The following is a 22,295-nucleotide window of genomic DNA, read 5'->3' as shown; positions in this document are numbered from 1 at the left end:
ATGAACAATCCACGCCACAATATCCGCGATGTCCGCTCGCCGCAGGGCACTGACCTCAATGCCAAAAGCTGGATGACAGAAGCGCCGCTACGCATGCTGATGAACAATCTCGATCCCGACGTGGCCGAGCGCCCGCATGAGCTGGTGGTTTATGGCGGCATCGGCCGCGCCGCCCGCACCTGGGACGATTTCGACCGCATCGTCGCAACGTTGAAGGATCTGAACGAGGATGAAACCCTCGTCGTGCAGTCCGGCAAGCCAGTCGGCGTGTTCCGCACCCACAAGGATGCGCCGCGCGTCCTCATCGCCAATTCCAACCTGGTGCCGCATTGGGCGAACTGGGATCATTTCAACGAGCTGGATAAGAAGGGCCTTGCGATGTACGGCCAGATGACGGCCGGTTCGTGGATCTACATCGGCACGCAGGGCATCGTGCAGGGCACCTATGAAACCTTTGTCGAGGCTGGCCGCCAGCATTACGACGGCAACCTGAACGGCAAGTGGATTCTCACCGGCGGTCTCGGCGGCATGGGTGGCGCGCAGCCGCTCGCCGCCGTCATGGCCGGCGCCTGCTGCCTCGCGGTCGAATGCGACGAGACCCGCGTCGATTTCCGCCTGCGTACCCGTTACGTCGATGCGAAGGCGCATACGCTCGATGAGGCGCTGGCGCTGATCGACCAATGGACAAAGGCGGGTGAGGCAAAATCCGTCGGCCTGATCGGCAATGCCGCGGAAATCTTCCCGGAACTTGTCCGCCGCGGCGTCCGCCCCGATATCGTCACCGACCAGACCTCGGCGCACGATCCCATCCATGGCTATCTTCCCGCCGGCTGGACCGTTGCCGAATGGCGCGCCAAGCAGGAAAGCGACCCGAAAGCCGTTGCCGCTGCCGCACGCGCCTCCATGAAGGTGCATGTGCAGGCCATGGTCGATTTCTGGAACGCCGGCGTTCCGACGCTCGACTACGGCAACAATATCCGCCAGGTCGCCAAGGATGAGGGGCTGGAAAACGCCTTCGCTTTCCCCGGTTTCGTTCCGGCCTATATTCGCCCGCTTTTTTGCCGTGGAATCGGCCCGTTCCGCTGGGCGGCGCTTTCCGGCGATCCGGAAGATATCTACAAGACCGACGCCAAGGTGAAGGAGCTGCTGCCTGATAACAAGCACCTGCACAACTGGCTGGACATGGCGCGTGAGCGCATCGCATTCCAGGGCCTGCCGGCGCGCATCTGCTGGGTCGGCCTTGGTGACCGTCACCGTCTCGGCCTCGCCTTCAACGAAATGGTCAAGAACGGCGAGTTGAAGGCGCCAATCGTCATCGGTCGCGACCACCTGGATTCCGGCTCCGTCGCCTCGCCCAACCGCGAGACCGAAGCCATGAAGGATGGCTCGGATGCCGTTTCTGACTGGCCGCTCCTCAACGCGCTCCTCAACACCGCATCCGGGGCGACATGGGTTTCGCTGCATCACGGCGGCGGCGTCGGCATGGGCTTCTCGCAGCATTCGGGCATGGTCATCTGCGCCGATGGCACCGACGATGCCGCGCGCCGGCTGGAGCGCGTGCTCTGGAACGATCCGGCAACCGGCGTCATGCGTCATGCCGACGCCGGTTACGACATCGCCGTCGAATGCGCCAAGGAGCAGGGACTGCGCCTGCCCGGCATTCTCGGCAATTGATTGTTGTGCCGCGCGGTCCATCGCCGCGCGGCCTCCCCTTCCGCCAACCAAGCCGGGCGGGTAATATCCAACCCGCTCATCCGTCTGAAACTTTCGAGTCGATTTTCTCGTTGTTACTGTCGCTCAGGCATAACGGTTCATTTTTCGCGCCGACGATAACGCGGCGAGCTTTGATGGAGTGCGGACGACAGCATGGCACCACGGCGTATCTCATTCGGCCTTTCCCTTTTGATTGGTGCAATTTTTCCCGCTTTTTCTTTCGCCGCCGCTCCAGCCTCCGAAGCCCAAAAGGCTGCTCCGGTGAGAATCGATGTCGGCGGATACAAACTCAACAGCCTGTTGATTGAACCGCAGAAACAGGCAGACCTGCCGCCGATCGTTTTCCTGCACGGCGCAAGCGCAAGTCTTTATGATCCGCTGTTTTCCTTTGCGGATAAACTCGCTGGCCGCGCAAGACTGCTGTTCATAGACAGGCCGGGCCATGGTGGCTCCGACATTGGCGGCAAGGAGAATATCCTGCCGGATGGGCAGGCCGATGCCGTGGCTCAGTTGATGAGAAAGCGCGGCATCCACAAGGCCATCATCGTCGGCCACTCCTTTGGCGGCGCCATCACCGCGGCATTCGCGCTTCGTCACCCCGAGATGGTGTCGGGCCTGGTGTTTCTTTCTCCCGCGGTTTATCCTTGGCCTGGCGGCATTGCCTGGTATTACACAGCGGCAAGCGCCCCGGTAACCGGCCCGCTTTTTTCCACCTTCGTCGCGCCGCCCGCGGGTCTCCTCGCACTCGATCAGGCGACGCGTGGTGTTTTTGCGCCCAATAATCGTCCCCGTGAATATGTGGAAGCGACACGCGCATGGGCCGCATTGAGACCGCAGGCTTTTCGCCATAACGCGCAGGAAGTTGCCGCGCTGAATGCATGGGCGCGGAGCGCCTCGCCAAGTTACTCCGAAATCAAGGCGCCGACCATCATCATAACCGGCGACACGGACAATGTTGTTTCACCGGAAATTCATTCTCGCCAGCTTGCACGCACTATCGACGGATCGACATTGATCGTTGTGAAAAATCTCGGGCACAAGTCTGACTATGTCGCGCGTGATCTTGTCGTCGAGGCGATAGAGAAACTCGCCGGGAAAAAAGCTGATCTCCACGCGGCGCAAAAACAGCTTGAACGGCGTATAGCCAGCGACGGCAAATAGCGCCACCCTATCCAGCCGAATACACAGGGAATGCAAAAGATGAGATACCTACCAAAGGGCACCTACACATCCATGCCCTGGAAAAACGGCGGCGGCGTAACGACCGAGATCATCGTTCATCCCGCAAACGCCTCGATGGCGGATTTCGACTGGCGCATCAGCATGGCGGATGTTGCGCAAGATGGGCCCTTTTCCATATTTGACGGGATTGACCGCACCCTCTGCATCCTTGAGGGGAACGGCATGAGCCTCAGTATTGACGCATGCGAGCCCGTTTCGTTGACGATGGAAAGCGATCCCTTGCCCTTCGCTGCCGATGTTTCCGTATACGCCGTTCTGGGGAATGGTCCCATTGTCGATCTCAATGTCATGTCCCGTCGCAAACACTATGCGCACCGCGTCGAGAGACATCGCGGCGCGCTCACCGTTCACTCAACGGTGTCAACGGCGACGGTAATTTTTGCCGCTGATCCCGTCAGCGTCTCATCAGGCGGCAGAAACGTGAATTTGCAGCGACGCGACAGCCTCCTTCTGGAGCCAGGCACCGGATTCGCCATAGAGGGCGTTGAAAAGGATGCTCGTTTCTTCGTTGTGTCGTTTGATCAGGTGTGAAGCTGCCTCACCTCAATCCAGCCCCAGCGGATCGGCCACCCGCGGCCAAAGCTCAAGGCTCGCCTTCCGATAGGGCGTTCTTGCCGGATCGGTCGGATAGGATGTCGGGGCAGCAATATAAACGATCTCGGATGCGACCGGCGCAAACCCCGCATGGAAATGGTTGGTGGACTTGACCAGCAATACGTCTTTTTTTGCAAAATCGATGCCGAGATTGGAAAAGATATCCGGCTCATAAGTTTGTGTGCGGCTGGTAATGAGGATGATATCGATCTGCGTACCGAGCGGCCGGACGACAGCGGCACGGCCGAGCGTGACGCGGCTGTTGCGGAAACTCTGCCAGCCAGCCTCGGCCGTGCGCATTACTTTGATGCGGAAATCGAGCGGCTCGCCGCCTTCAGGGCTGGATTTGCCGCCGATGCGCAGATCGATCTCGGCCCCCTCGCCCGCCGCGTGACAGAAAGACACCGCAATCGGGTCCCAGATCGTCGCGACAGCGATTTTGTCCATGCCGCGCTCCACCATGCGCCGCAGAATATGGGTGGCGTCGCCGGCGACACCGCCGCCCGGATTGTCCCAGATATCCGATACGACGACCGGCCTGTCCGGATTATTGCTGCGAATGGCAAGAACCTGGTCGAGACCGGATTCCGTATCCAGCATCGGCATGGCGGTCGACTTGCGCATGGCATAAAGCTCATGGCCGAGCTTTTGGGCCAGCACATCGCCCTTTGCCCTGTCATTATCCGTCACGACAACGATGCGCGTTCCCATATCCGGCACGTCACCCGCCATGAAGCCGTGAATAACGGAAATCGACAGGATGCCATCCTTGCCTTCCAACGCCTTCAGCCGGTCGACGTAAGAGCGCATCGGTTCACGGCTGGTGGGATAAATGGTGATCATACGGCAATCGAAAGTGGAGATGACCGGCTTTATCTCCCCCCGAAGCGTGCGCAGCGCCATTTCCACCACATGCTCGCCGCGCTCTTCGAAATCCGTATGCGGAAACTCCAGAAACGTCGCCATAATATCGAGATTTTTGACCCGAAGCGCCGTCAGATGGCTGTGCGGATCGAATTCCGCCGCGATAAGTACATCCGGTCCGACTAATGCGCGGACCCGGGACAGGAAGTCCCCTTCCGGATCGTCATAACCCTGCGCCACCATGGCGCCGTGCAGACCGAGCACCACCGCATCGACCGGCAAGGCGGCGGTGAGTTCGGCGAGAATTGTATCCCGCAGCGTTTCATAGGTCTGGCGCTGGATAAGGCCGGCCGGTTCGGCCCAACAGGAGGTTCCCTCTATTACCGTGAACCCTTCCACCCTGCCGCGACGGCGCAAGATCGGCACTGGCGACGAGCAAAGCGTCGGCGTTTCTGGATGCTCGCCCGGCCCGGCATAAAAAGCCGCGCGAAAAGCATCCATATCCGTCGGGACAGGTGAAAACGTGTTGGTTTCGGTGGCGAGTGACGCCGTGAAGATGCGCATGTCTCTAGGTTCTCGTTACCGCAATCTGCCCATTGGCAGCTTTACCTCAGAATTTAATTAGCCGGGTAATTTACCAGACCGTGCCGCGCGCCGCGACCTGCTCAACCCGCGTCACGACGCCGTTTCGATGGAAGACCATCCTGTCGAAAAGATTGCTGACGACGCAGGTGTGGTTCGGGACAACCTTGACCATGTCGCCGACTTCAGGCCGGCCCGAGGCGCAGCCGGATAGATCGACAACCGCGTGTTCTTCCGAAAGCGAGGTAATTTTCGCACCTTCGTAGCTTTCAAGCAGCCCGTAATCGCTAAAACCCAGGAGATCCGAAGTCAGGGCCTTGGAACCGCAATCCAGCACGGCACGATCGGCTGTCGGTCGCGATACGACGGTGGCGAGAATATGCATGGCGAGATCGCCCGCCGTGCAATGTCCGGCGCGCAGCATGGCGCGATCATTATAGACATAGGTGCCGGCCCGGTGTTCGGTGGCGGAAGGAACCAGATGGGCGGCGTAAAAATCGGGAGAACCACCGCTGGACCGCACCGGACAACCCATGCCCTTTTCCGCCAGCAATGCCATCGTCTCGCGAAGAAAGTTTTCCACCGTCACGGCTCCGCCCGGTGCGGGATAGGTCAAAATGCCCCTGAATGTGAGGCCCGGTGCCGCGACGATTTGTTCCGCAAGCGCCAATGCCGCTTCCGGGGTCTGCACACCGCAGCGCTTGCCGCCCGTATCGCATTCGACCAGAACGGCGAGCGGTCTTTCCGGATCAAATGTAGCCGCAAGACCGGCAATCGTCACGGCGCTGTCGGCCACGACACTCAGCCTACCGATGCGCGCATTCAACACCTTCAGCCGCGAAAGCTTTGCTGCACCGAGAATATTATAGGTGATCAGAATGTCATCAAAACCGGCATCCGCAAAAACCTCCGCCTCACTGACTTTCTGGCAATTAATGCCGATGGCGCCGGCCTGAAGCTGTTGTTTGGCGACAGCGGGTATCTTGTGCGTCTTGATATGCGGCCGAAAGGCCTTGCCGTGATCATCCAGATAAGATTGCGCCCTGAGGATATTGGCGGCGAGCCTGTCCTCGTCGATGACAGGCATCGGCGTCGAAATCGCATTGAGGGGTGTGCCCGCATCAGGCCAGGGATAGGTCATCATCTACTCTCAAACATCGGCAAATTGGGCTTCATGCCAGCGGCTTATAGGCGATAACGTCCATTTCCACCTTGGCATCGACCATCAGCGGCGATTGCACAGTAGAGCGTGCCGGCGGATGATCGATGAAATATTTCTGGAAGACAGCGTTGAAGCTCGAGAAATCCCGGGCATCGTCCAGCCAGACATTGACCTTGACCACATCGGCCAGCGAACAATCGGCAAGCGCCAGAACATCCTTGATATTCGCAACCACCTGCTCGGTCTGTGCCACGATCCCGCCATTCACCACTTCGCCATCGACGGTTGGCACCTGCCCGGAAACATAAACGAAATCGCCGGCCCGGACGGCCTTGGCAAATGGCCGCCGCTGTCCGCCAGCTTGATTATCCGCCGTCTCATATCGTATCAGTTTCGTCTTTTGCATGAGTCCTCGCAAATAATTTTCATAATTCCAGAAATTTTTACGACACGTAGCCGATTTTATGATGCATTTCCATAATTAATGTAAATAATTTAACAATCGCGCACATTGCGCGCGAAATCCGCTGCCGTGCTTACCGCCGATACGTTATAGGGCAATGTATCGCTGATGGTCGATATATGGCGTGATTCATGGGGAATTGCATCATGTGCCCCCGTGGGCATTCGCACTGCGTTCCACTCGTAAAATTCGACATCCATGGAATTTCCAGCACATTATTCAGAAAGCAAGTTTGCCGCGGCTAACCTCTTAGGAGAGGTACTAGACACGTCTCGCTTCGGCTGGCCCCTCAACGAGCTCACCCCCTTGCGGAAAGCCGATCGTTCGGTGTCACTCTGTCCGTGATCTCTTGCGCGATCCTCTGCGCCTGAACACGAATATCCGGAACGGCAGTAATCTCCCAGAAGCGGCCCGGCGTCAGCGCACCGGTGGCGAAAAGACCGGGCCAGCTTCGTCCGTCCGGCCGCAGCAAACGAGACGGGCCATCAACTTCCACTCCAAGCCCCAAGGGATCGAGCAAAACAACACCGTCGCCGCGCATCGCTTCAAGAAGCCGCGAACGGCCAATGCCGGCCCGCTCCATTCCGGTACAATTGACGACCCAATCGACCTGCAGCTCCTTCAATATCTGCGTATGCCTGCGGCGGTAACGCACGGCGATCCCCTCCTCCGTTTCTTCTATGGAGCGAAGCTAACCCGCATGAAGTTCAACAACGCCATCTGAAAGCAACGTCACGAAAGCGGCAGACACTTCAGGTGAAATACGGTGCCGGTGGATATTCCACCACGGCAAGGCATGCCGAAGGAACCGGCTGCGCTCCGCCGGTGTAAGACGTTGCCAAAGTGATTGAGTTTGCGGCCGCAAGCCATCCATGACGGTACGCCACGGCGCCCCATCGCGCACCTGATTTCGCAGAGAGTGCAGCAACCCGCTGATCTCCATCGAGCCTTCAGGTAAATTCGGCTCCGCGGGCGGTGACGGCGGGCTGACATGCGGATGCGAAACCAGGCCACGACCCTTGATGTCCTTTTCCCCTCAGAGTCAAAACCTGATCGATCATCGTCAGGCCCGACCCCAGGATGCAGATACGATCCCCGGCTTTGATTTTGGACAACCATCCCGACTGCCAGCAGTGGCCTATGACACGTTGGGGCGCCTCTTCTTCCCTTGCGACAGTTTGCACCGGCAAACTCGCAGCGCCGACACCGAGACACAGAACGACATTCAGCGCGCGCAGCTGCTCACCATTGTCAAGTGTAAACGAGAATCCGCCCGTGCCATCCGGCCGACAGGCCGAAGCCTTGGCCCGAACGAAGTCCACCCGGGCTCGTTGCTCCCTATTTCTAAGCAAGCCAGCCAGCCTGTCACGAAGATAAAGACCATAGTCACCGCGTGAGGCGAACAGCAGGGGATTGTCAGCGATCCCGTTTTCCGCCAACCAATCGACAAAGTCATCAGCCCTGTCAGGGAAGGCACTCATTCGCCCGGCCGGTACATTCAGACGATGAAAGGGCAGTTCGGCGCGATAGGCGGTGCCGCGCCCGAAACCCGACCCGACGAGAGCGGCATCATAGGACATTCACTCCTCCAACCGGCGACAGCTTGAACAGTCAGACGACGGGTGTCGAACCCAACGATACTCTGGTCAACGAGTAGAGATTAACAGATGCGAATGCCTACCCTTCACTTTCTGGCGCCGCGATCATCAGAGACGTGGAAGGTCAGACTTAAGAAGTTAGCCGCGGCAAACTTCCGAACTGGGCGTAGATTTCGCATGCCAAAGACGTGATCAACGCCCGTCAATATGACCTCCAGGAAGAAGTTAGCCGCGGCTAACCGTCAAACCGTCACAAAAACCAAATGTGATTCTTCCACAATGCTTTAGCGGCACTTTCCAACCTGAGAAAAAAGCCTATTGCGCCGAAAAGAGAATCGGCGCTTATATCTCAGTTGCGGAAAAAACCGCCTTTTTCGAAAAAAACCGCTACTGCAATTTCGAGCGAAAGAAGACCGATGACACAGAGTGCCGATTTAAGACGTGCCGCAGGAGCACCCGACCTGACGAGTCTTATACAACAGCATTCGGCTGCGTTGTCAGCCCAATTGCAGGCTCATAATGCAAATACATTTTCACCGCACACCGAAAAGAGCATGCGCCATTTTTCGCCGGCAGAAACCGCACGGTTGATTGGCATCGGCGAGGCCTATCTTCGCCAGATCGCCGCCGAGCGTCCGGAGCTGGATGCGGCGCAGGCTTCCGGTCGTCGATCCTATTCCGTCGAGGACATGGACGAGATCAGAAAATTTCTCGATCAGGGCGCGCGTGGCTCGCGGCGTTATCTGCCGCATCGCCGTGACGGCGAAGAATTGCAGGTCATCGCTGTCATGAACTTCAAGGGCGGCTCGGGAAAAACAACGACATCGGCGCATCTGGCGCAATATCTCGCGCTGCGTGGTTACCGGGTGCTTGCCATCGATCTTGATCCGCAGGCCAGTCTTTCCGCCCTCTTCGGTCATCAGCCGGAGATCGATGTCGGTCCGAATGAAACGCTTTATGGCGCGATCCGTTACGACGATGAACGTCGGCCGATCGCTGAGATCGTTCGTGGCACCTATATTCCCAATCTCCACATCGTACCCGGCAATCTGGAGCTTATGGAATTCGAACACGACACGCCCCGCGCTTTGATGCGTCGCGCACCTGGCGATACGTTGTTCTTTGCCCGCATTGGCCAGGCGATAGCCCAGGCACAGAATTTCTATGACGTCGTGGTCATCGATTGCCCGCCGCAGCTTGGTTACCTCACGCTTTCAGCGCTGACGGCCGCCACTTCGGTTCTCGTCACTGTTCATCCGCAAATGCTTGATGTCATGTCGATGAACCAGTTCCTTGCCATGACCGGCGATCTCCTGGCGGAAATCGGCCGGGCAGGGGCGCGGTCCGACTATAACTGGATGCGTTACCTCATCACCCGTTTTGAACCGAGCGATGGACCGCAGAACCAGATGGTCGCGTTCCTGCGTTCTATTTTCGGTGAAAATGTCCTCATCCACCCGATGCTGAAGAGCACGGCCGTCTCGGATGCCGGACTGACCAACCAGACACTTTTCGAAGTGGAAAGAACCCAGTTCACCCGGTCCACCTATGACCGTGCGCTGGAAGCCATGAACAACGTAAACGCTGAAATCGAAGGACTGATTAAAAAAGCGTGGGGTAGGGCAGCATGAGCAGAAAACAAATATTCGCCAATCTCGGTACGCCGGGAGCCGAAAGCAACGAGACTGCCGCCGAGCGGTCGCGTCCGCGTATCCGGCCTATTCTCGGTTCTCCGGAACTCGTGACGGATGTTCTGAATTCCCCGGTCGGCATGATTGGCCAGTCGCTCAACGAAGTATCCGAACGCGCCAAGCGCGCAGAAGAGATCGAAAAGCAGCTCGCTGAAGGTCTTACGATCGTTTCGCTCAGCCCTGCCGATATCGATCCCTCTTTCATACCGGATCGCATGCCGGCCTCTGAAGAGGCGGATGCAGGCCTGGTGGAGGCCATTCGTGAACAGGGCCAGCAGGTTCCCATTCTGGTGCGCCCGCATCCCGAATTCCCCGGCCGTTATCAGGTCGCCTTCGGTCATCGTCGCCTGCGCGCCGTCTCCAGCCTCGGTATTCCCGTCAAGGCGGTCGTTCGCGATCTTAGTGACGAGCAGCTCGTCGTTGCCCAGGGACAGGAAAACAACGAGCGCCGTGACCTCACCTATATCGAAAAGGCGCGTTTTGCCCAGAAACTGCAGATGCGGTTTCCCCGCGATACGATCATGGCCGCCATGTCGCTGCACAAGGGCGATCTTTCCAACATGCTGTCCGTTGTCGGCCGCATTCCCGAGGATCTCGTCGACCTGATTGGCCCGGCCCCGACTATCGGCCGTCGTAACTGGATGGATCTTGCCGATCAGCTTTCCTCCTCGCAAGTCAAGGAAGCAGCCCGCGCATACGTCAAGGACCCACTGGTTGCCGCCCTGCCATCGGAAGAACGTTTCAAGTCGCTTCTGGATTTTCTGAAACCCAAGGCGCAACCCAAAAGGACCGGGGTCTGGTCATCGCAGACCGGCGGCCGGCTGGCGAAGGTAGTCGAAAGCGACCGCAAGCTGGATATCTCTATCGACAAGAACGAAGCCCCGGAATTTGCCGAGTTCGTTCTGGAACATCTTCAGACGCTGTTTGCCGAATACCGGTCCAAGCAGTGATTTTTAACTCGAACGACTAACAGGAGACGCATCACAAAAGAAAAAAGCCCCCGAACGTTGCCGCGCGGAAGCCTTTCTTTGATTTAAGCACCCGAAGAATCTCATTTCCGCGAATCATAGTCAAGAGTCTTGGCATCGAATTTTTCGGTGAGCGATTTTCTTTTGCCTTGTGAAAGGTGAAAGACATGGACAGCACATGTGTAACGACGCCCTTTGGGCGGCGAGCGATGTCGTTTGGCGTCCTCGCAACCCAGTTCGCCGCGCAGAAAAACAAGAAAATCGAAGCGGTCGACAAATGGAAACTCTATCGTTCGGTCTGTGAAGCCAGGCCATTGCTCGGCGTGACTGATCGATCGCTTGCGGTCCTGAACGCGCTTTTGAGCTTTTATCCGAAAAACGAGCTTTCCAGCGAAGCCGGATTGGTCGTCTTCCCGTCGAATACGCAATTATCACTCAGGGCCCATGGCATGGCCGAGCAGACATTGCGCCGGCATCTCTCGGCTCTTGTCGAGGCCGGGCTTATCATTCGCAAGGACAGCCCGAACGGAAAACGATACGCCCGCAAGCACAGGGGAGGGGAAATCAGCGAGGCTTACGGTTTTTCGCTGGCGCCGCTTCTTGCCCGCAAAGCGGAAATCGAGGAGCTGGCCGAACGCATCGTCAGCGAGCGGCTCGATCTTCAGCGGCTTCGTGAAAACATCAGCCTTTGCCGCCGCGATATCCAGAAACTCTGCGAAATGATTGCCGCAAGCGGTAAACTCGAAACCTCCGAAGGATTTCAGACCCGCTACAACGCCATTGCCCGCTCTCTCGGCCGCAACTCCAAGCCCGCGGAACTTCGGGAAATCGCCGGATTTTTGGCCTCTTTACGCGCGGAAGTGACCAACTATCTGGAAAATATTGAAAAACCGGAAAAAATGGGCGGCAATGACTGCCAAAATGAGCGCCTCATAAAGAATTCAGAATCCGAATCTATATCTGAACGGCAAGATTTGCGCGAACCGGCAACCGTTGCACCTGCCCGCACGGCAAGCAACCAGCCGGCATATGCGGCACCAGTCAGTGCCAAAGCGTTGCCGCAGTCAGCAGAACCTGTTCTTCATAAGCAATTTTTTGTTCCTGATATTGTTTTGGTTTTGAAGGCTTGCCCGGATATCTCGCTCTATGCCCCAGGCGGCGCAGTTACCGGATGGCGCGATCTCGAAGTGGCGACTTCGGTCATCAAAACCATGTTCAACATCAGCCAGTCGGCGTATCAGGATGCGCTTGCCACGTTCGGTCGACAGGGAACGGCAGCCATTCTCGCCTGCCTTTTGCAGAAAGCGGACCAGATAAGCTCGCTTGGCGGATATCTGCGTAATCTCACCCGCAAGGCGCAGGAAGGCGGCTTCGATGTAAAGACCATGCTTCTGGCGCAGTTGCGAGGGCGTAAGGACACCATGGAGGCGAACATGCTTTTGTGAGCTAACACGGGCCTCGGGAAATGGTCATCGCTTGCGAAAAAAGCAGACGGAAGATACATTAACGCCGTTCCCGCAGGTAGAAAGAGATTCGCACGAGGCTGCTGTAACGATCAATGCAGCTGGTGGATTTCTATGGTTAATGCAAGGTAATGAAAACTAAGTTCCATTTAGCTTTCGTTTGCGTTTTTCCGTGATTGGTTTCAATCCCTTGAGTCGAGGGCGTTTTTCGTCGAAATTGCGACGAGAAGAGCGGAAAAGTGCAATCTGTATGCGCGGAGCATATGGCGAACAGGCGAGTGGCACTGCATATAGCAGGGCATGGTCCATCTGACGTAGATGGTCTGTCAACAGACAAAGACACGTCCCCGAGACAGTGAAGTTGAACTTTCTGCAAGGTCCTGCGTTTGCGCTTCATTGCTTGAACGGATGGCTGATCTGATGAATTTTCCGGACGACATGGAACTGGCTGTCGCTCTTTATATGGCGGACAACGCCTTGCCGCGGGAAAGGGCTATCGAAAAGCTCCTACGGGCGGAGTTCGAAAACACCGGCCATCTGCCCGGCGACGAAGCGCGGCCGCCGGAGATCGTCGGTGGGCAACCGAGTGCCGAGTATGTTCAATACAGCTCCTACCTCGATGGGGATAACTGAAGAGCGGCGGAACCAAAGCTGGCGAGGGCTGTTTATGGCGCAGATAATTGACGCCAGGATATATGTCCCATGTTTCCAAGATCATTTGTTTTCTCAGCCGCACTCGCCGCGATGACAGGCCTGCCGGCGATTGCCCAGCCTCTCGAGGTCAGCACGCTTGCGGTTTCCGGCGCCGACCGGATTTCAGTGTCGCCGAACCCTACCGCCCCGCACTACATTACCGACGTGTCCGGGAAGAAAGTCCGTCTGGTTGGGCCACGCTTTTATCCTGACAGTGCGCGGGCGCTGGAATTTCCCGGCCGAAGGTCTAACCCGGCTGTATCGGACAGCGAAGAGGCTTTGTCGCAACAGTGAGGATGCGTGGTGACAGAACCGGTCGCGACGATCGACATCTGGCGGCGGAGGTGGAATGAGAACCAGGGGTGAACTTCAAGGTGGCATATCAGATGCGAAAAGCTGGATAAGGCAAGAGGGTCAGGACGCCGACACGGCCAGTTTCCCCGAACTGTTCTTCGATCTGGTCTTTGTTTTCGCGCTGATCCAGCTTTCCCACGCGCTGGCCAAGGATTTTGGGCCAACGGCGGCGCTTGAGGCCGGCATCCTGATATTGTCGCTCTGGTGGCTGTGGATACACACCACCTGGATCACAAACTTGCTGAACACGGAAAAGGAGCCAATCAGGATCCTGCTTTTCGTGCTGATGTTCGGCGGCGTTCTGCTGGCCATTGCGCTGCCGGAGGCATTTGCGGAACAGGGCCTCGTCTTCGCCCTGATCTACAGCGCAATGCAGGTCGGCCGAAGCCTGTTCGCCCTTTATGCGTTCAGGGGCGAAGACCGGCAGTCTTTTCTGGTCTTCGTGCGTGTGACGATCTGGCTTGCGGTTTCCAGCCTGTTCTGGCTGGCCGGAGGGCTCGCCGATCTGACGGACCGCATTCTCCTGTGGGGTATCGCACTTGCAATTGAATATGCCGGCCCCGCCTGCCGTTATGTCGTGCCGGGTGTAGCCTCGAGCGACGAGGACCGGCTGCATCTTTCCGGCGAGCATCTGGCGGAGCGATGTGCGCTCTTCGTCATCATCTGTCTTGGGGAAACGATCCTCACCACCGGGCGCACGGCAACCGAATATATGAATTCCGGCCTGACATTCATCGTCTTCTGCTCCGCTTTCATCAGTACCGTGGCGATGTGGTGGATTTATTTCCATCATGGGCAGGAAGAGGCCTCAAGGAAAGCCGAGAACGCTGAAGAAAAGACGAAGATCGCCCATAATCTTTTTAACTATGGGCATTTGCCAATCGTTGCCGGTATCATCCTGACGGCGGTGGGTGAGGATTTCAGCCTCTCCCACCCGCGAGAAGGCGCGACAATGCGGGAGGCGATCGCCATTCTCGGCGGTCCTGTCCTGTTTCTGGCCGGCAATATCGGCGTCAAGATCGCCGCCGCCTATCAGCGACCGGTCTCGCATTTTGCCGGCGTGACGGCGCTCTGCCTGCTTTTGCCGGTGCCGGGCATTCCGCTTTTCGCGTTGCAACTGGCGAGCATGGGCGTTCTTCTGCTTGTGGCGCTTTGGGAATACCTGGCGCTGGAAAGGGCGGTCGCCAATGCTTGATCGCTGATCAGGCGTTGACGAGATCGCGCGCCCTGTCGTTCCAGAGCCGAAGGCTGCGGGCATAGGCTTCCTCGAAGGACAGAGCCATATCGTTGACCAGCATCAGCGCGATGGCCGTTGTGGAGATGATGATGGTTTCCGCCCTTTCGTCCTTTGCGGCGCCCGTCCACACCGCCCGCCAATATTCGAAGGTTGTGAACATGGTCGGCATTTCAGCGGGCGGCGTCTCACGTGCGGGAACGATGAATTCCATATCCTTGCCCTTCGAAAGACCGAAAATCCGAGTGCTGCGAAACGGTGTGAATTGCGCGAAATCCCGCGTGTTGCTGAGAATGGCGAGGTTTTCCATTGAAAGCAGCCGTGCCGTGTCCCGATGAAGTTCCTGGTAGGAGGGGCGAGCGACACCGATGATCGTGCTTCTGGCGCGAAGCGGATTGAGAAGATGCACGACCGTATTGAGCGGCAGGCGCATCTCCAGAATGCCGTGGAGGCCGAGCAGGCTTTGAAACTGCAGGGACAGTCCGCCAATTGGAAGGTAGGCGATGCGTTCTGAAGCTGTGGCTTTCGCCGCCTGCGAAAGCGACCGGCAGAGGGGAATGCCGCAGGCCTGCGCTGCAAGTTCAAGCTTGCCGCCGTTTTCCCCCTGCCCCACATGCCCGTGCAGCAGGACGCTGTATCCCGCCATGGCGACAAGACGGGCGGAGTGGAGAAACCATGGCGCATCACGATGTTTCGGTGACATATAAGCGGGCCAGTCGAGGTCCACCGATGCAGGACCTTGCTGATCCCTTTTTATATGTCTCCACATGGCGTCGATAAAACCGGCCAGCTCCGCCGCGGTTACGCCGCGATACTGCATGGTGGCGAGCAGCGCGCCTATCTGTATCGGATCGGCATCGCCATCGAGAATGATCGAGAGTGCATCCATCGCTTCCACCTGGCTGAGCGGGCGGCTGTTGCCGATGCCCATCGCCGAGGTTGCGATATATTTGGCGAGCCTCTGCTGCGGATCGGCATTGTGGCCAATGCGCGCGAGACGGTCGGCGATGTTTTCCGGTGTCGGCTGACCTTCCAGAAGAACGCTGGGGCGAAGCGAAAGCGGCGGCGCCTTCATCAGTACGGGCCGCTCCCAACCGCTTGCACTGGCGCTGGCCGGGGCGGCGGGTTTTTCCTGCGAATAGTCCATAAGATTCTCGGCCTCCGCTGCCAGCGACCGGATGCGCAGGCGCATGCTTTCGGCAAAGGGGGTGGGACGAAGGCCCTGACCGGTGCGCAGAAAAAGCTGGTCGCCATATATGTCGCGCAGCTGCTGCAATATCCGGCTCATGGAAGATGTCGGCAGTTCCATGCCCGCCGCAGCACGGCTGACGCTGCCTTCTCTTAACAAAGCATCAAAAGCGACAAGTAGTTTCAGCTGCCCAAGCCTGTCGGGTTTTGTTGTGGAGGCCCGTTCATCTTTTCTCTTGCCGGTTGTCATCTTGCGATTTTTTACTCCCCCGCTCGTTCGTGGAGCCCTTTTTGCAATTTCTAGAATTTAGAATTGTTCGAAAACAAACGCATTGCGCCTGAACTCCCTCCTAAATAAGTGGGGTTAAATTCTCAAGTTAAATGCGGGGGCATAACATGGAATTGAAGTACCGCGGCCGCGAGAAGTCCGCGACGATAATAAAGGCCGGTCTTTCGGCAGCAATGGCTGGAACGGCGCTTTGCATCGCTCTTCCATCTTTTGCGCAGCAGGCGCCTGAAGGAAGCACGGTTCTCGAGCAGATTGTCGTCACCGCATCCGGTTTCGAGCAGAATGTGAAAGATGCGCCGGCCAGCATCACGGTTGTGACGCGTGAAGATCTTGAAAAGGGATCCTATCGCGATCTGACCGATGCCCTGCGCGAAGTTCAGGGCGTGTCCGTCACCGGCATTGCCAATGAAAAAGATATTTTCATTCGCGGATTGCCCGGCGCCTACACGCTGGTTCTGGTTGACGGCAAGCGGCAGAGCACGCGCGACGCCCGCACCAACGGCAATTCCGGCTTCGAACAGAGTTTCGTACCGCCGGTTTCGGCGATCGAGCGTATCGAAGTGGTGCGCGGGCCGATGTCCTCGCTCTATGGTTCGGACGCTATGGGCGGTGTCATCAACATCATCACCCGCAAGGTGGGAGATGTCTGGTCAGGTTCCGTCACCACCGAAGGCACGGTTCAGCAGCATTCCAAATTCGGCAATAGCGGCCAGGTCTCCTGGTATGCCAACGGACCGATACTTAAGGACCGGCTCGGTCTACAGCTTTGGGGCAGGGGCTTCACGCGTGGCGAAGACCGTATTCTGAGCGGCACCACGGGCGCCAAGGAATATGATTTCAACGGACGCCTGACATTCACGCCGAATGAAGATCACGACATCTATCTCGAAGGCGGCAAGACGCGGCTGCGCCGCAGCGCCGAGCCCGGCGATACGCTGGCGGCGACGGACGCCAACGGCACATACAATACCAATACGCGTGACCATTGGTCATTGTCGCATACCGGCCGCTGGGGGCCGACCACATCCGAATTCTCGTTCCAGCAGGAATGGGCGGAGCGTACCAACTTCACCAGAAATATCCGCACCGGCCGGGTGACCGAAAACCCGCGCTCGCCGGAAGTGCGCAACACCGTTCTCGATGGCAAGTTCACGACGCCGTTCGAATTGTTCGGCAACCACACGCTGGTGACAGGCGGACAATATTTCGAGGCGCGGCTGACGGACCAGAACCCGGGACGCCGCACCGGCCGCGACGAAACATTTTCGGCGACGCAATGGGCGCTCTTCCTCGAGGATGAATGGCGCATTGTCGATAATTTCGCGCTGACGGGCGGTCTTCGTCTCGATAATCACGAAAAATACGGCAATCATTTCAGCCCGCGTCTTTATGGCGTCTGGAGCGCGACAGAAGAGCTGACCATCAAGGGCGGCGTTTCCACCGGTTTCCGGGCGCCGGAAATCCGCCAGATCGCGCCGGGTTATGCCTATACGACGGGTGGCGGCGGTTGCAGCTATGGCCCCAGCGGCACCTGCGGCGTCATCATTGGCGACCCTAACCTCGAAGCGGAAAAGAGCACGAGCTATGAAGTGGCCGCGCTTTGGGACAATGGCGACGTCGCTCTCGGCGCCACCTATTTCTACACCGATTTCAAGGACAAGATTTCCAATGCGCTGGTGCTCAATCCGGATGGAACGCCGGCCCGCTGGAGCGAAGACCGCAACTATCGTCTCTGGTACAATTACAACATCGACGATGCGGTCATTCAGGGTGTGGAACTGACGGCGACCTGGTATGCAACGCCGGACCTGACGCTGCGCGGCAACTATACCTATACGCATTCCGAACAGAAAACCGGCGATTATGAAGGCTTCCCGCTGGCGCGCACACCGGAACATATGGCTAATCTGCGCGGCGACTGGGTAACCCCAATCGATGGTCTGGAAGCCTGGGCCTCGCTGAATTACCACGGATCGGAAATCAATGCCGGCCCGCGCATCGGCACCAACGGCACGCCGGTAACGATCAACGGCAAGGCCGGGCGTAAATATGACGCCTACACCACGCTGGATATCGGGGCGAAATATGCGGTCGCCGAAAATGTCGATCTCAAGGCCGCCATTTATAATGTCTTCGACAAGGATGTCGGCACCGACGATTTCAGCACCGTCATGGAAGGCCGCCGTTTCTGGATCAGCATGACAGCTAAGTTCTGATCCGTCGCCACATTCACGAAAATTGCAGGCGCCTTTGGGCGCCTCTTTTTTTGGGCTATCGCCTATTGACCTCAACTATGGTTGAGGAGTTATACCGGCTGCTCTTCACTATGTTTCCGTGTTTTCCGAGCGGAAATCGTTACGGAAGCAGGAGCCAGAATGGAAAATACCGTATTCAAGCACAGCCTGACGGTTGGGGAGGTTGCCCGCCGCAGCGGCATCGCCGTGTCCACCATCCATTTTTATGAGGCGAAAGGATTGATCGAGGGCTGGCGAACCGCCGGTAACCAGCGCCGTTATCATCGCGCTGTTCTGAGACGCATCGCCATCATCCGCATCGCGCAGCGCGCCGGGATACAGCTCAGCATTATCAGGGACGCGATGGCTGATCTGCCGCAGGATCGGGTGGCGACGACGGCCGATTGGCGCAGGTTCTCCCAATCGTGGCGGGAAATGCTGCAGCTTCGCATCAATAGCCTGATCATGCTGCGCGATCAGCTTACCGGCTGTATCGGTTGCGGGTGTCTTTCGCTGGATGATTGTCCGTTGCGCAATCCGAACGATGTTCTGGCCGATGACGGCGCAGGTCCGCGCCGCCTCGTTTCTGCGGAATGAACGGGATTTCCGGACCGGAACGGCTGAGCCTCACTCGGAATCGGCTGCAACCCAGACACTGACGCTGCCGCCATTGGTGGGAAAGACGCCCTTCCCGCTCTCATCGAGGGTAATCCGTTCTTCACGGTGCCCGAGAAAGTCGCGCCAGACCGCCCTGGCGTGATCGGGGCCGAGATCGATCTGCTTTTCCGCCGGCTCACCATTCGACATTATCACCACGCAGCCCGGCGCATCGGCGGTGCCGTGGCGGATAAAGGCGACGCAGCTGGCATCGTCGAAAATATCCGTCTGGGCTCCGTTGGCGAAACGGCTGCGGGCCTCTATGAGCTTCGGCAGGCATTCAATGGCGGGCATATCGATCTTATACTCGTTGCCGTCATTGCCGGTGTCGGTGTAGCTCGTGCCGAACAGATCGGGATAAAAGACGCAGGGCACCCCATCTTCGCGCAGCAGGATGATCGCATAGGCAAGAGGTTTGAACCAGGGTTCCACTGGCGCTTCCAGCGATTGCAACGGCTGTGTGTCGTGATTGTCGACCAGCGTAACGGCGTGGTCGGGAACGGCGGAGACAAGCGAGCCATCGAAGATGCCGCGCATATCGAAATCGCCGCCCTGTTTCGAGGCGTCGTGGAAGCTGTGGTGAAGGGCCACATCGAAAAGCATCAGCTGCTTGTCGACGAGTTCGAGATAGCTTTTCAGCGCCTCGAGATCAGGGTGCCAATATTCCGCCACGACGAAAAGATCGGGATCGACCGTTTCGCGCATATGGCCGACCCAGTCGCGAAAGAACCAGGCCGGGATATGTTTTGCGGCATCCAGTCGGAATCCATCCACCTGCACCTGCTCGGAAAGCCAGCGGCCCCAATATTTGAGTTCCTCGTAAACCGCCCGGTTTCTGAACTCGACATCCGCGCCAATCAGATAATCGAAATTGCCGTTTTCCTGATCGACTTCCTCATTCCATTCCCCATCGCCATATTCATTGACGAGGCGGAATATCCCGTCTTCAGTCGGCTCTTCGATGTGGTCGACACCGCTGAAGCACTTCAGGTCCCAGACGAATTTGGAATGTTGGCCGTTGCGGCCGGGAAAGGTGAAACGCGTATAGGCCAGCGCCTGAAAGTCTTCATCGTCGATCTCAGTACGGTCTTCGGGATTGACGCGGCGAACCCGCACCTTTTCCTTTTCATCCGCACCCATCTTCTGATTGAGAACCACGTCATGAATGACGCGGATGCCATTCTCTTTCAGGGTCTTGCCCGCGTGCTCAAGGGCGCCACGGTCACCATACTTTGTCGCGACCGTGCCCTTCTGGTCGAATTCGCCAAGGTCGAAGAGATCGTAGGTATCGTAACCCACCGAATAACCGCCGGCGGCACCCTTGTAAGCGGGCGGCAGCCAAACGTCGGTGATACCCATTTTCGCAAGGCTTTCGGCCTTTTCCGTCACCTCGCTCCATAACTTCCCTCCGTCCGGATAATACCAATGGAAGAATTGAAGCAAGGTGCGTCCGGCCATATTTCCCTCACGATGGTTAGCAGGTCGCGCCATAAACGGCCCGGCGGCGAAAGGGTTCCGCCGCCGGTGCCGCGCGATCTGCGATTGTGAGGCCGATGGTCCGCCCGTATATTAGCCGGCTATATCGAGAAGGGCAGCGCCCGCCGGCAGATAGTCGCCTTCCTTAACGATCAGACGGACTTTGCCGGCCATGGGGGCGACAATCTGCGTCTCCATCTTCATGGCTTCCATGACGGCGAGAAGATCGCCTTGCGAAACCGTGTCACCGTCTTTTACCTTGAAGGACTGCAAAGTGCCGGAAACCGGGGCGGTGATTTCGCCTTCCTTTTCCTTGGCGGCGGCGGTGCCGCCGGGAACAGCTGCGCTGTTGCCGCTAACCGCACCGAGGCTGGAGAGCAGCAGGCTGGGCAGACCGACCGATACACGTTTGCCGTCGATTTCCAGGAAAGTGCGGGTGACGGAGGGATCGTCGGCCGGTGCCGGGCGCTCCATGGCATCCGGCATGGCGGCGAAATCAGTCTCGATCCAGCGGGTGTGAACCTTGAAACCGTCAGTGCCGATGAAGTCTGCGGTCTCGATTGCGGCGCGATGGAAGGGCAGCACCGTGGCGATGCCTTCGATACGGAATTCCCTAAGCGCGCGGCGGGCGCGGCGCAGGACCTGATCGCGGTCGGCACCCGTGACGATCAGCTTTGCCATCAGCGAGTCGAACACACCAGGCACGCTGGAGCCGCTGACGACGCCGCTATCCATGCGAATGCCGGGACCGGATGGCGCGTCGAAAACCGAAATAGAACCGGGTGTCGGCAGGAAACCCCGGCCGGGATCTTCGGCATTGATGCGGAATTCCATCGAGTGTCCACGCGGTTCCGGCGTTTCGAGTACCCGCAGCTTATGGCCTTCGGCAATACGGAACTGCTCGATGACGAGATCGATGCCGGTGGTTTCTTCGGTAACGGGATGTTCCACCTGAAGCCGCGTATTGACCTCAAGGAAGGAAATCGTGCCATCGACGCCGAGCAGGAATTCGACGGTGCCGGCACCGGAATAACCGGCGGCGGCGCAGATAGCCTTGGCGGCCGTATGGATTTTCTGCCGCTGTTCGTCGGACAGGAAGGGGGCGGGAGCCTCCTCGATCAGCTTCTGGTTCCGGCGCTGCAACGAGCAGTCGCGGGTGCCGAGCACCAGCACATTGCCGTGCTTGTCAGCGATAACCTGCGCTTCGATATGACGCGGCCGGTCGAGAAATCGTTCTAGAAAGCACTCACCGCGGCCGAAGGCGGCGGTCGCCTCGCGCACGGCGGATTCGTAGAGATCGGCGATCTCTTCCATCTTCCACGCGACTTTCAGGCCGCGTCCACCGCCGCCATGGGCCGCCTTGATCGCGACGGGCAAGCCGTGCTTTTCGGCAAAAGCCGTGACTTCGACAGCGGATGCGACCGGGCCGTCGCTGCCGGCGACCAGCGGCGCGCCGACGCCGGTGGCGATGCGCCGCGCCTCGACCTTGTCGCCCAGCGCCTCGATGACGTGCGGATCGGGGCCGATCCAGATGAGACCGGCATCGAGAACGGCACGCGCAAATTCGGCGCGCTCGGACAGGAAACCGTAACCGGGATGCACGGCATCCGCACCGGCGCGTTTGGCAATCGCGATCAGCTTGGCCATATCGAGATAGGTCTCGGCAGGACGTATTCCCTCCAGCGCATAGGCTTCATCCGCCAGCCGGACGAAAAGCGCGTCCTGATCGGGATCGGCATAAACGGCGACCGATTGCAGGCCGTAATCGCGACAGGCGCGGATGATGCGCACCGCGATCTCGCCGCGATTGGCAATCAGCACTTTTTTCAT

The 22,295-nt window shown here is 58.2% G+C and carries 19 protein-coding genes; 11 read left to right on the top strand and 8 right to left on the bottom strand.

The features are described 5' to 3' along the window. The 3 genes from hutU to PL599_RS13235 all read left to right on the top strand — a co-directional run bounded on the left by hutU (position 1) and on the right by PL599_RS13235 (position 3,486). Positions 1-1,674 (top strand): urocanate hydratase, encoded by a 1,674-nt coding sequence (hutU, locus tag PL599_RS13245; protein ID WP_269823898.1) that lies wholly within the window; start codon positions 1-3, stop codon positions 1,672-1,674. Positions 1,675-1,866: 192 nt separating this feature from the next. Next, positions 1,867-2,874: an alpha/beta fold hydrolase gene (locus PL599_RS13240; RefSeq protein WP_269823897.1), complete on the top strand. Its 1,008-nt coding sequence runs from the start codon at positions 1,867-1,869 to the stop codon at positions 2,872-2,874. A gap of 39 nt (positions 2,875-2,913) precedes the next feature. Continuing rightward, positions 2,914-3,486, top strand: coding sequence for a HutD/Ves family protein (locus PL599_RS13235; protein ID WP_142913565.1), 573 nt, complete (start codon positions 2,914-2,916; stop codon positions 3,484-3,486). 12 nt (positions 3,487-3,498) lie between these two features. On the opposite strand, the gene PL599_RS13230 is transcribed toward PL599_RS13235, so the two are convergent. The 5 genes from PL599_RS13230 to PL599_RS13210 form a co-directional block, all read right to left on the bottom strand. After that, positions 3,499-4,977 (bottom strand): M81 family metallopeptidase, encoded by a 1,479-nt coding sequence (locus PL599_RS13230; protein WP_269823896.1) that lies wholly within the window; start codon positions 4,975-4,977, stop codon positions 3,499-3,501. A 70-nt stretch (positions 4,978-5,047) separates the two neighbouring features. Next, on the bottom strand, positions 5,048-6,136 hold the full coding sequence (locus tag PL599_RS13225) for a D-TA family PLP-dependent enzyme (RefSeq protein WP_269823895.1): 1,089 nt from the start codon (positions 6,134-6,136) through the stop codon (positions 5,048-5,050). A gap of 31 nt (positions 6,137-6,167) precedes the next feature. Continuing rightward, positions 6,168-6,563 carry a RidA family protein gene (locus PL599_RS13220; RefSeq protein WP_137411273.1) on the bottom strand — a complete coding sequence of 132 codons (396 nt, stop codon included), beginning with the start codon at positions 6,561-6,563 and terminating at the stop codon, positions 6,168-6,170. Between the two features lie 355 nt (positions 6,564-6,918). Then, the gene (locus tag PL599_RS13215) at positions 6,919-7,275 is read right to left on the bottom strand and encodes a hypothetical protein (protein WP_269823894.1); all 357 of its coding nucleotides are present in this window, start codon (positions 7,273-7,275) and stop codon (positions 6,919-6,921) included. A 295-nt stretch (positions 7,276-7,570) separates the two neighbouring features. After that, on the bottom strand, positions 7,571-8,200 hold the full coding sequence (locus PL599_RS13210) for an FAD/NAD(P)-binding protein (protein WP_269823893.1): 630 nt from the start codon (positions 8,198-8,200) through the stop codon (positions 7,571-7,573). Positions 8,201-8,634: 434 nt separating this feature from the next. On the opposite strand from PL599_RS13210, the gene repA reads away from it, so the two are divergent. The 6 genes from repA (at position 8,635) to PL599_RS13180 (ending at position 14,582) form a co-directional block, all read left to right on the top strand. Continuing rightward, a complete protein-coding gene (repA, locus tag PL599_RS13205; protein ID WP_077983221.1) occupies positions 8,635-9,849 on the top strand; it encodes a plasmid partitioning protein RepA in 1,215 nt (404 codons plus the stop codon). Continuing rightward, complete coding sequence (repB, locus tag PL599_RS13200) at positions 9,846-10,859, top strand: plasmid partitioning protein RepB (RefSeq protein WP_142913562.1); 1,014 nt, start codon at positions 9,846-9,848, stop codon at positions 10,857-10,859. The genes repA and repB overlap by 4 nt, the downstream gene beginning before the upstream one ends. Positions 10,860-11,044: 185 nt before the next feature. Continuing rightward, positions 11,045-12,322 (top strand): plasmid replication protein RepC, encoded by a 1,278-nt coding sequence (repC, locus tag PL599_RS13195; RefSeq protein WP_173991291.1) that lies wholly within the window; start codon positions 11,045-11,047, stop codon positions 12,320-12,322. A gap of 438 nt (positions 12,323-12,760) precedes the next feature. After that, positions 12,761-12,973 carry a hypothetical protein gene (locus tag PL599_RS13190; RefSeq protein ID WP_137411275.1) on the top strand — a complete coding sequence of 71 codons (213 nt, stop codon included), beginning with the start codon at positions 12,761-12,763 and terminating at the stop codon, positions 12,971-12,973. Between the two features lie 69 nt (positions 12,974-13,042). Next, positions 13,043-13,327 (top strand): hypothetical protein, encoded by a 285-nt coding sequence (locus PL599_RS13185; protein WP_077983224.1) that lies wholly within the window; start codon positions 13,043-13,045, stop codon positions 13,325-13,327. A 55-nt stretch (positions 13,328-13,382) separates the two neighbouring features. After that, complete coding sequence (locus PL599_RS13180; protein WP_269823892.1) at positions 13,383-14,582, top strand: low temperature requirement protein A; 1,200 nt, start codon at positions 13,383-13,385, stop codon at positions 14,580-14,582. Between the two features lie 7 nt (positions 14,583-14,589). Here the strand turns inward: PL599_RS13180 and PL599_RS13175 are convergent, their stop codons facing one another. Further along, positions 14,590-16,059: a glycosyl transferase family protein gene (locus PL599_RS13175; RefSeq protein ID WP_269823891.1), complete on the bottom strand. Its 1,470-nt coding sequence runs from the start codon at positions 16,057-16,059 to the stop codon at positions 14,590-14,592. Positions 16,060-16,205: 146 nt separating this feature from the next. Between PL599_RS13175 and PL599_RS13170 the strand changes: the two genes are divergently transcribed. Beyond that, complete coding sequence (locus PL599_RS13170; RefSeq protein ID WP_269823890.1) at positions 16,206-18,314, top strand: TonB-dependent receptor plug domain-containing protein; 2,109 nt, start codon at positions 16,206-16,208, stop codon at positions 18,312-18,314. A 159-nt stretch (positions 18,315-18,473) separates the two neighbouring features. Continuing rightward, the gene (gene soxR / locus PL599_RS13165) at positions 18,474-18,929 is read left to right on the top strand and encodes a redox-sensitive transcriptional activator SoxR (protein WP_003519761.1); all 456 of its coding nucleotides are present in this window, start codon (positions 18,474-18,476) and stop codon (positions 18,927-18,929) included. Between the two features lie 30 nt (positions 18,930-18,959). Here soxR and amyA read toward each other — a convergent pair whose 3' ends face one another. Further along, on the bottom strand, positions 18,960-20,447 hold the full coding sequence (gene amyA / locus PL599_RS13160; protein ID WP_271359095.1) for an alpha-amylase: 1,488 nt from the start codon (positions 20,445-20,447) through the stop codon (positions 18,960-18,962). A 111-nt stretch (positions 20,448-20,558) separates the two neighbouring features. Then, positions 20,559-22,295, bottom strand: coding sequence for an acetyl/propionyl/methylcrotonyl-CoA carboxylase subunit alpha (locus PL599_RS13155; protein ID WP_269823888.1), 1,737 nt, complete (start codon positions 22,293-22,295; stop codon positions 20,559-20,561).

Source organism: Agrobacterium sp. ST15.16.055 (assembly GCF_027956555.1).
Taxonomy (GTDB): domain Bacteria; phylum Pseudomonadota; class Alphaproteobacteria; order Rhizobiales; family Rhizobiaceae; genus Agrobacterium; species Agrobacterium salinitolerans.
This window is presented reverse-complemented; position numbering and strand designations above follow the sequence as displayed.

What these genes read in the sequence shown, in the direction of transcription:
- hutU (WP_269823898.1), top strand. Translation starts at nt 1, where the DNA reads ATGAACAATCCACGCCACAATATCCGCGATGTCCGCTCGCCGCAGGGC.
- PL599_RS13240 (WP_269823897.1), top strand. Translation starts at nt 1,867, where the DNA reads ATGGCACCACGGCGTATCTCATTCGGCCTTTCCCTTTTGATTGGTGCA.
- PL599_RS13235 (WP_142913565.1), top strand. Translation starts at nt 2,914, where the DNA reads ATGAGATACCTACCAAAGGGCACCTACACATCCATGCCCTGGAAAAAC.
- PL599_RS13230 (WP_269823896.1), bottom strand. Translation starts at nt 4,977, where the DNA reads ATGCGCATCTTCACGGCGTCACTCGCCACCGAAACCAACACGTTTTCA.
- PL599_RS13225 (WP_269823895.1), bottom strand. Translation starts at nt 6,136, where the DNA reads ATGACCTATCCCTGGCCTGATGCGGGCACACCCCTCAATGCGATTTCG.
- PL599_RS13220 (WP_137411273.1), bottom strand. Translation starts at nt 6,563, where the DNA reads ATGCAAAAGACGAAACTGATACGATATGAGACGGCGGATAATCAAGCT.
- PL599_RS13210 (WP_269823893.1), bottom strand. Translation starts at nt 8,200, where the DNA reads ATGTCCTATGATGCCGCTCTCGTCGGGTCGGGTTTCGGGCGCGGCACC.
- repA (WP_077983221.1), top strand. Translation starts at nt 8,635, where the DNA reads ATGACACAGAGTGCCGATTTAAGACGTGCCGCAGGAGCACCCGACCTG.
- repB (WP_142913562.1), top strand. Translation starts at nt 9,846, where the DNA reads ATGAGCAGAAAACAAATATTCGCCAATCTCGGTACGCCGGGAGCCGAA.
- repC (WP_173991291.1), top strand. Translation starts at nt 11,045, where the DNA reads ATGGACAGCACATGTGTAACGACGCCCTTTGGGCGGCGAGCGATGTCG.
- PL599_RS13190 (WP_137411275.1), top strand. Translation starts at nt 12,761, where the DNA reads ATGAATTTTCCGGACGACATGGAACTGGCTGTCGCTCTTTATATGGCG.
- PL599_RS13185 (WP_077983224.1), top strand. Translation starts at nt 13,043, where the DNA reads ATGTTTCCAAGATCATTTGTTTTCTCAGCCGCACTCGCCGCGATGACA.
- PL599_RS13180 (WP_269823892.1), top strand. Translation starts at nt 13,383, where the DNA reads ATGAGAACCAGGGGTGAACTTCAAGGTGGCATATCAGATGCGAAAAGC.
- PL599_RS13175 (WP_269823891.1), bottom strand. Translation starts at nt 16,059, where the DNA reads ATGACAACCGGCAAGAGAAAAGATGAACGGGCCTCCACAACAAAACCC.
- PL599_RS13170 (WP_269823890.1), top strand. Translation starts at nt 16,206, where the DNA reads ATGGAATTGAAGTACCGCGGCCGCGAGAAGTCCGCGACGATAATAAAG.
- soxR (WP_003519761.1), top strand. Translation starts at nt 18,474, where the DNA reads ATGGAAAATACCGTATTCAAGCACAGCCTGACGGTTGGGGAGGTTGCC.
- amyA (WP_271359095.1), bottom strand. Translation starts at nt 20,447, where the DNA reads ATGGCCGGACGCACCTTGCTTCAATTCTTCCATTGGTATTATCCGGAC.
- PL599_RS13155 (WP_269823888.1), bottom strand. Translation starts at nt 22,295, where the DNA reads ATGAAAAAAGTGCTGATTGCCAATCGCGGCGAGATCGCGGTGCGCATC.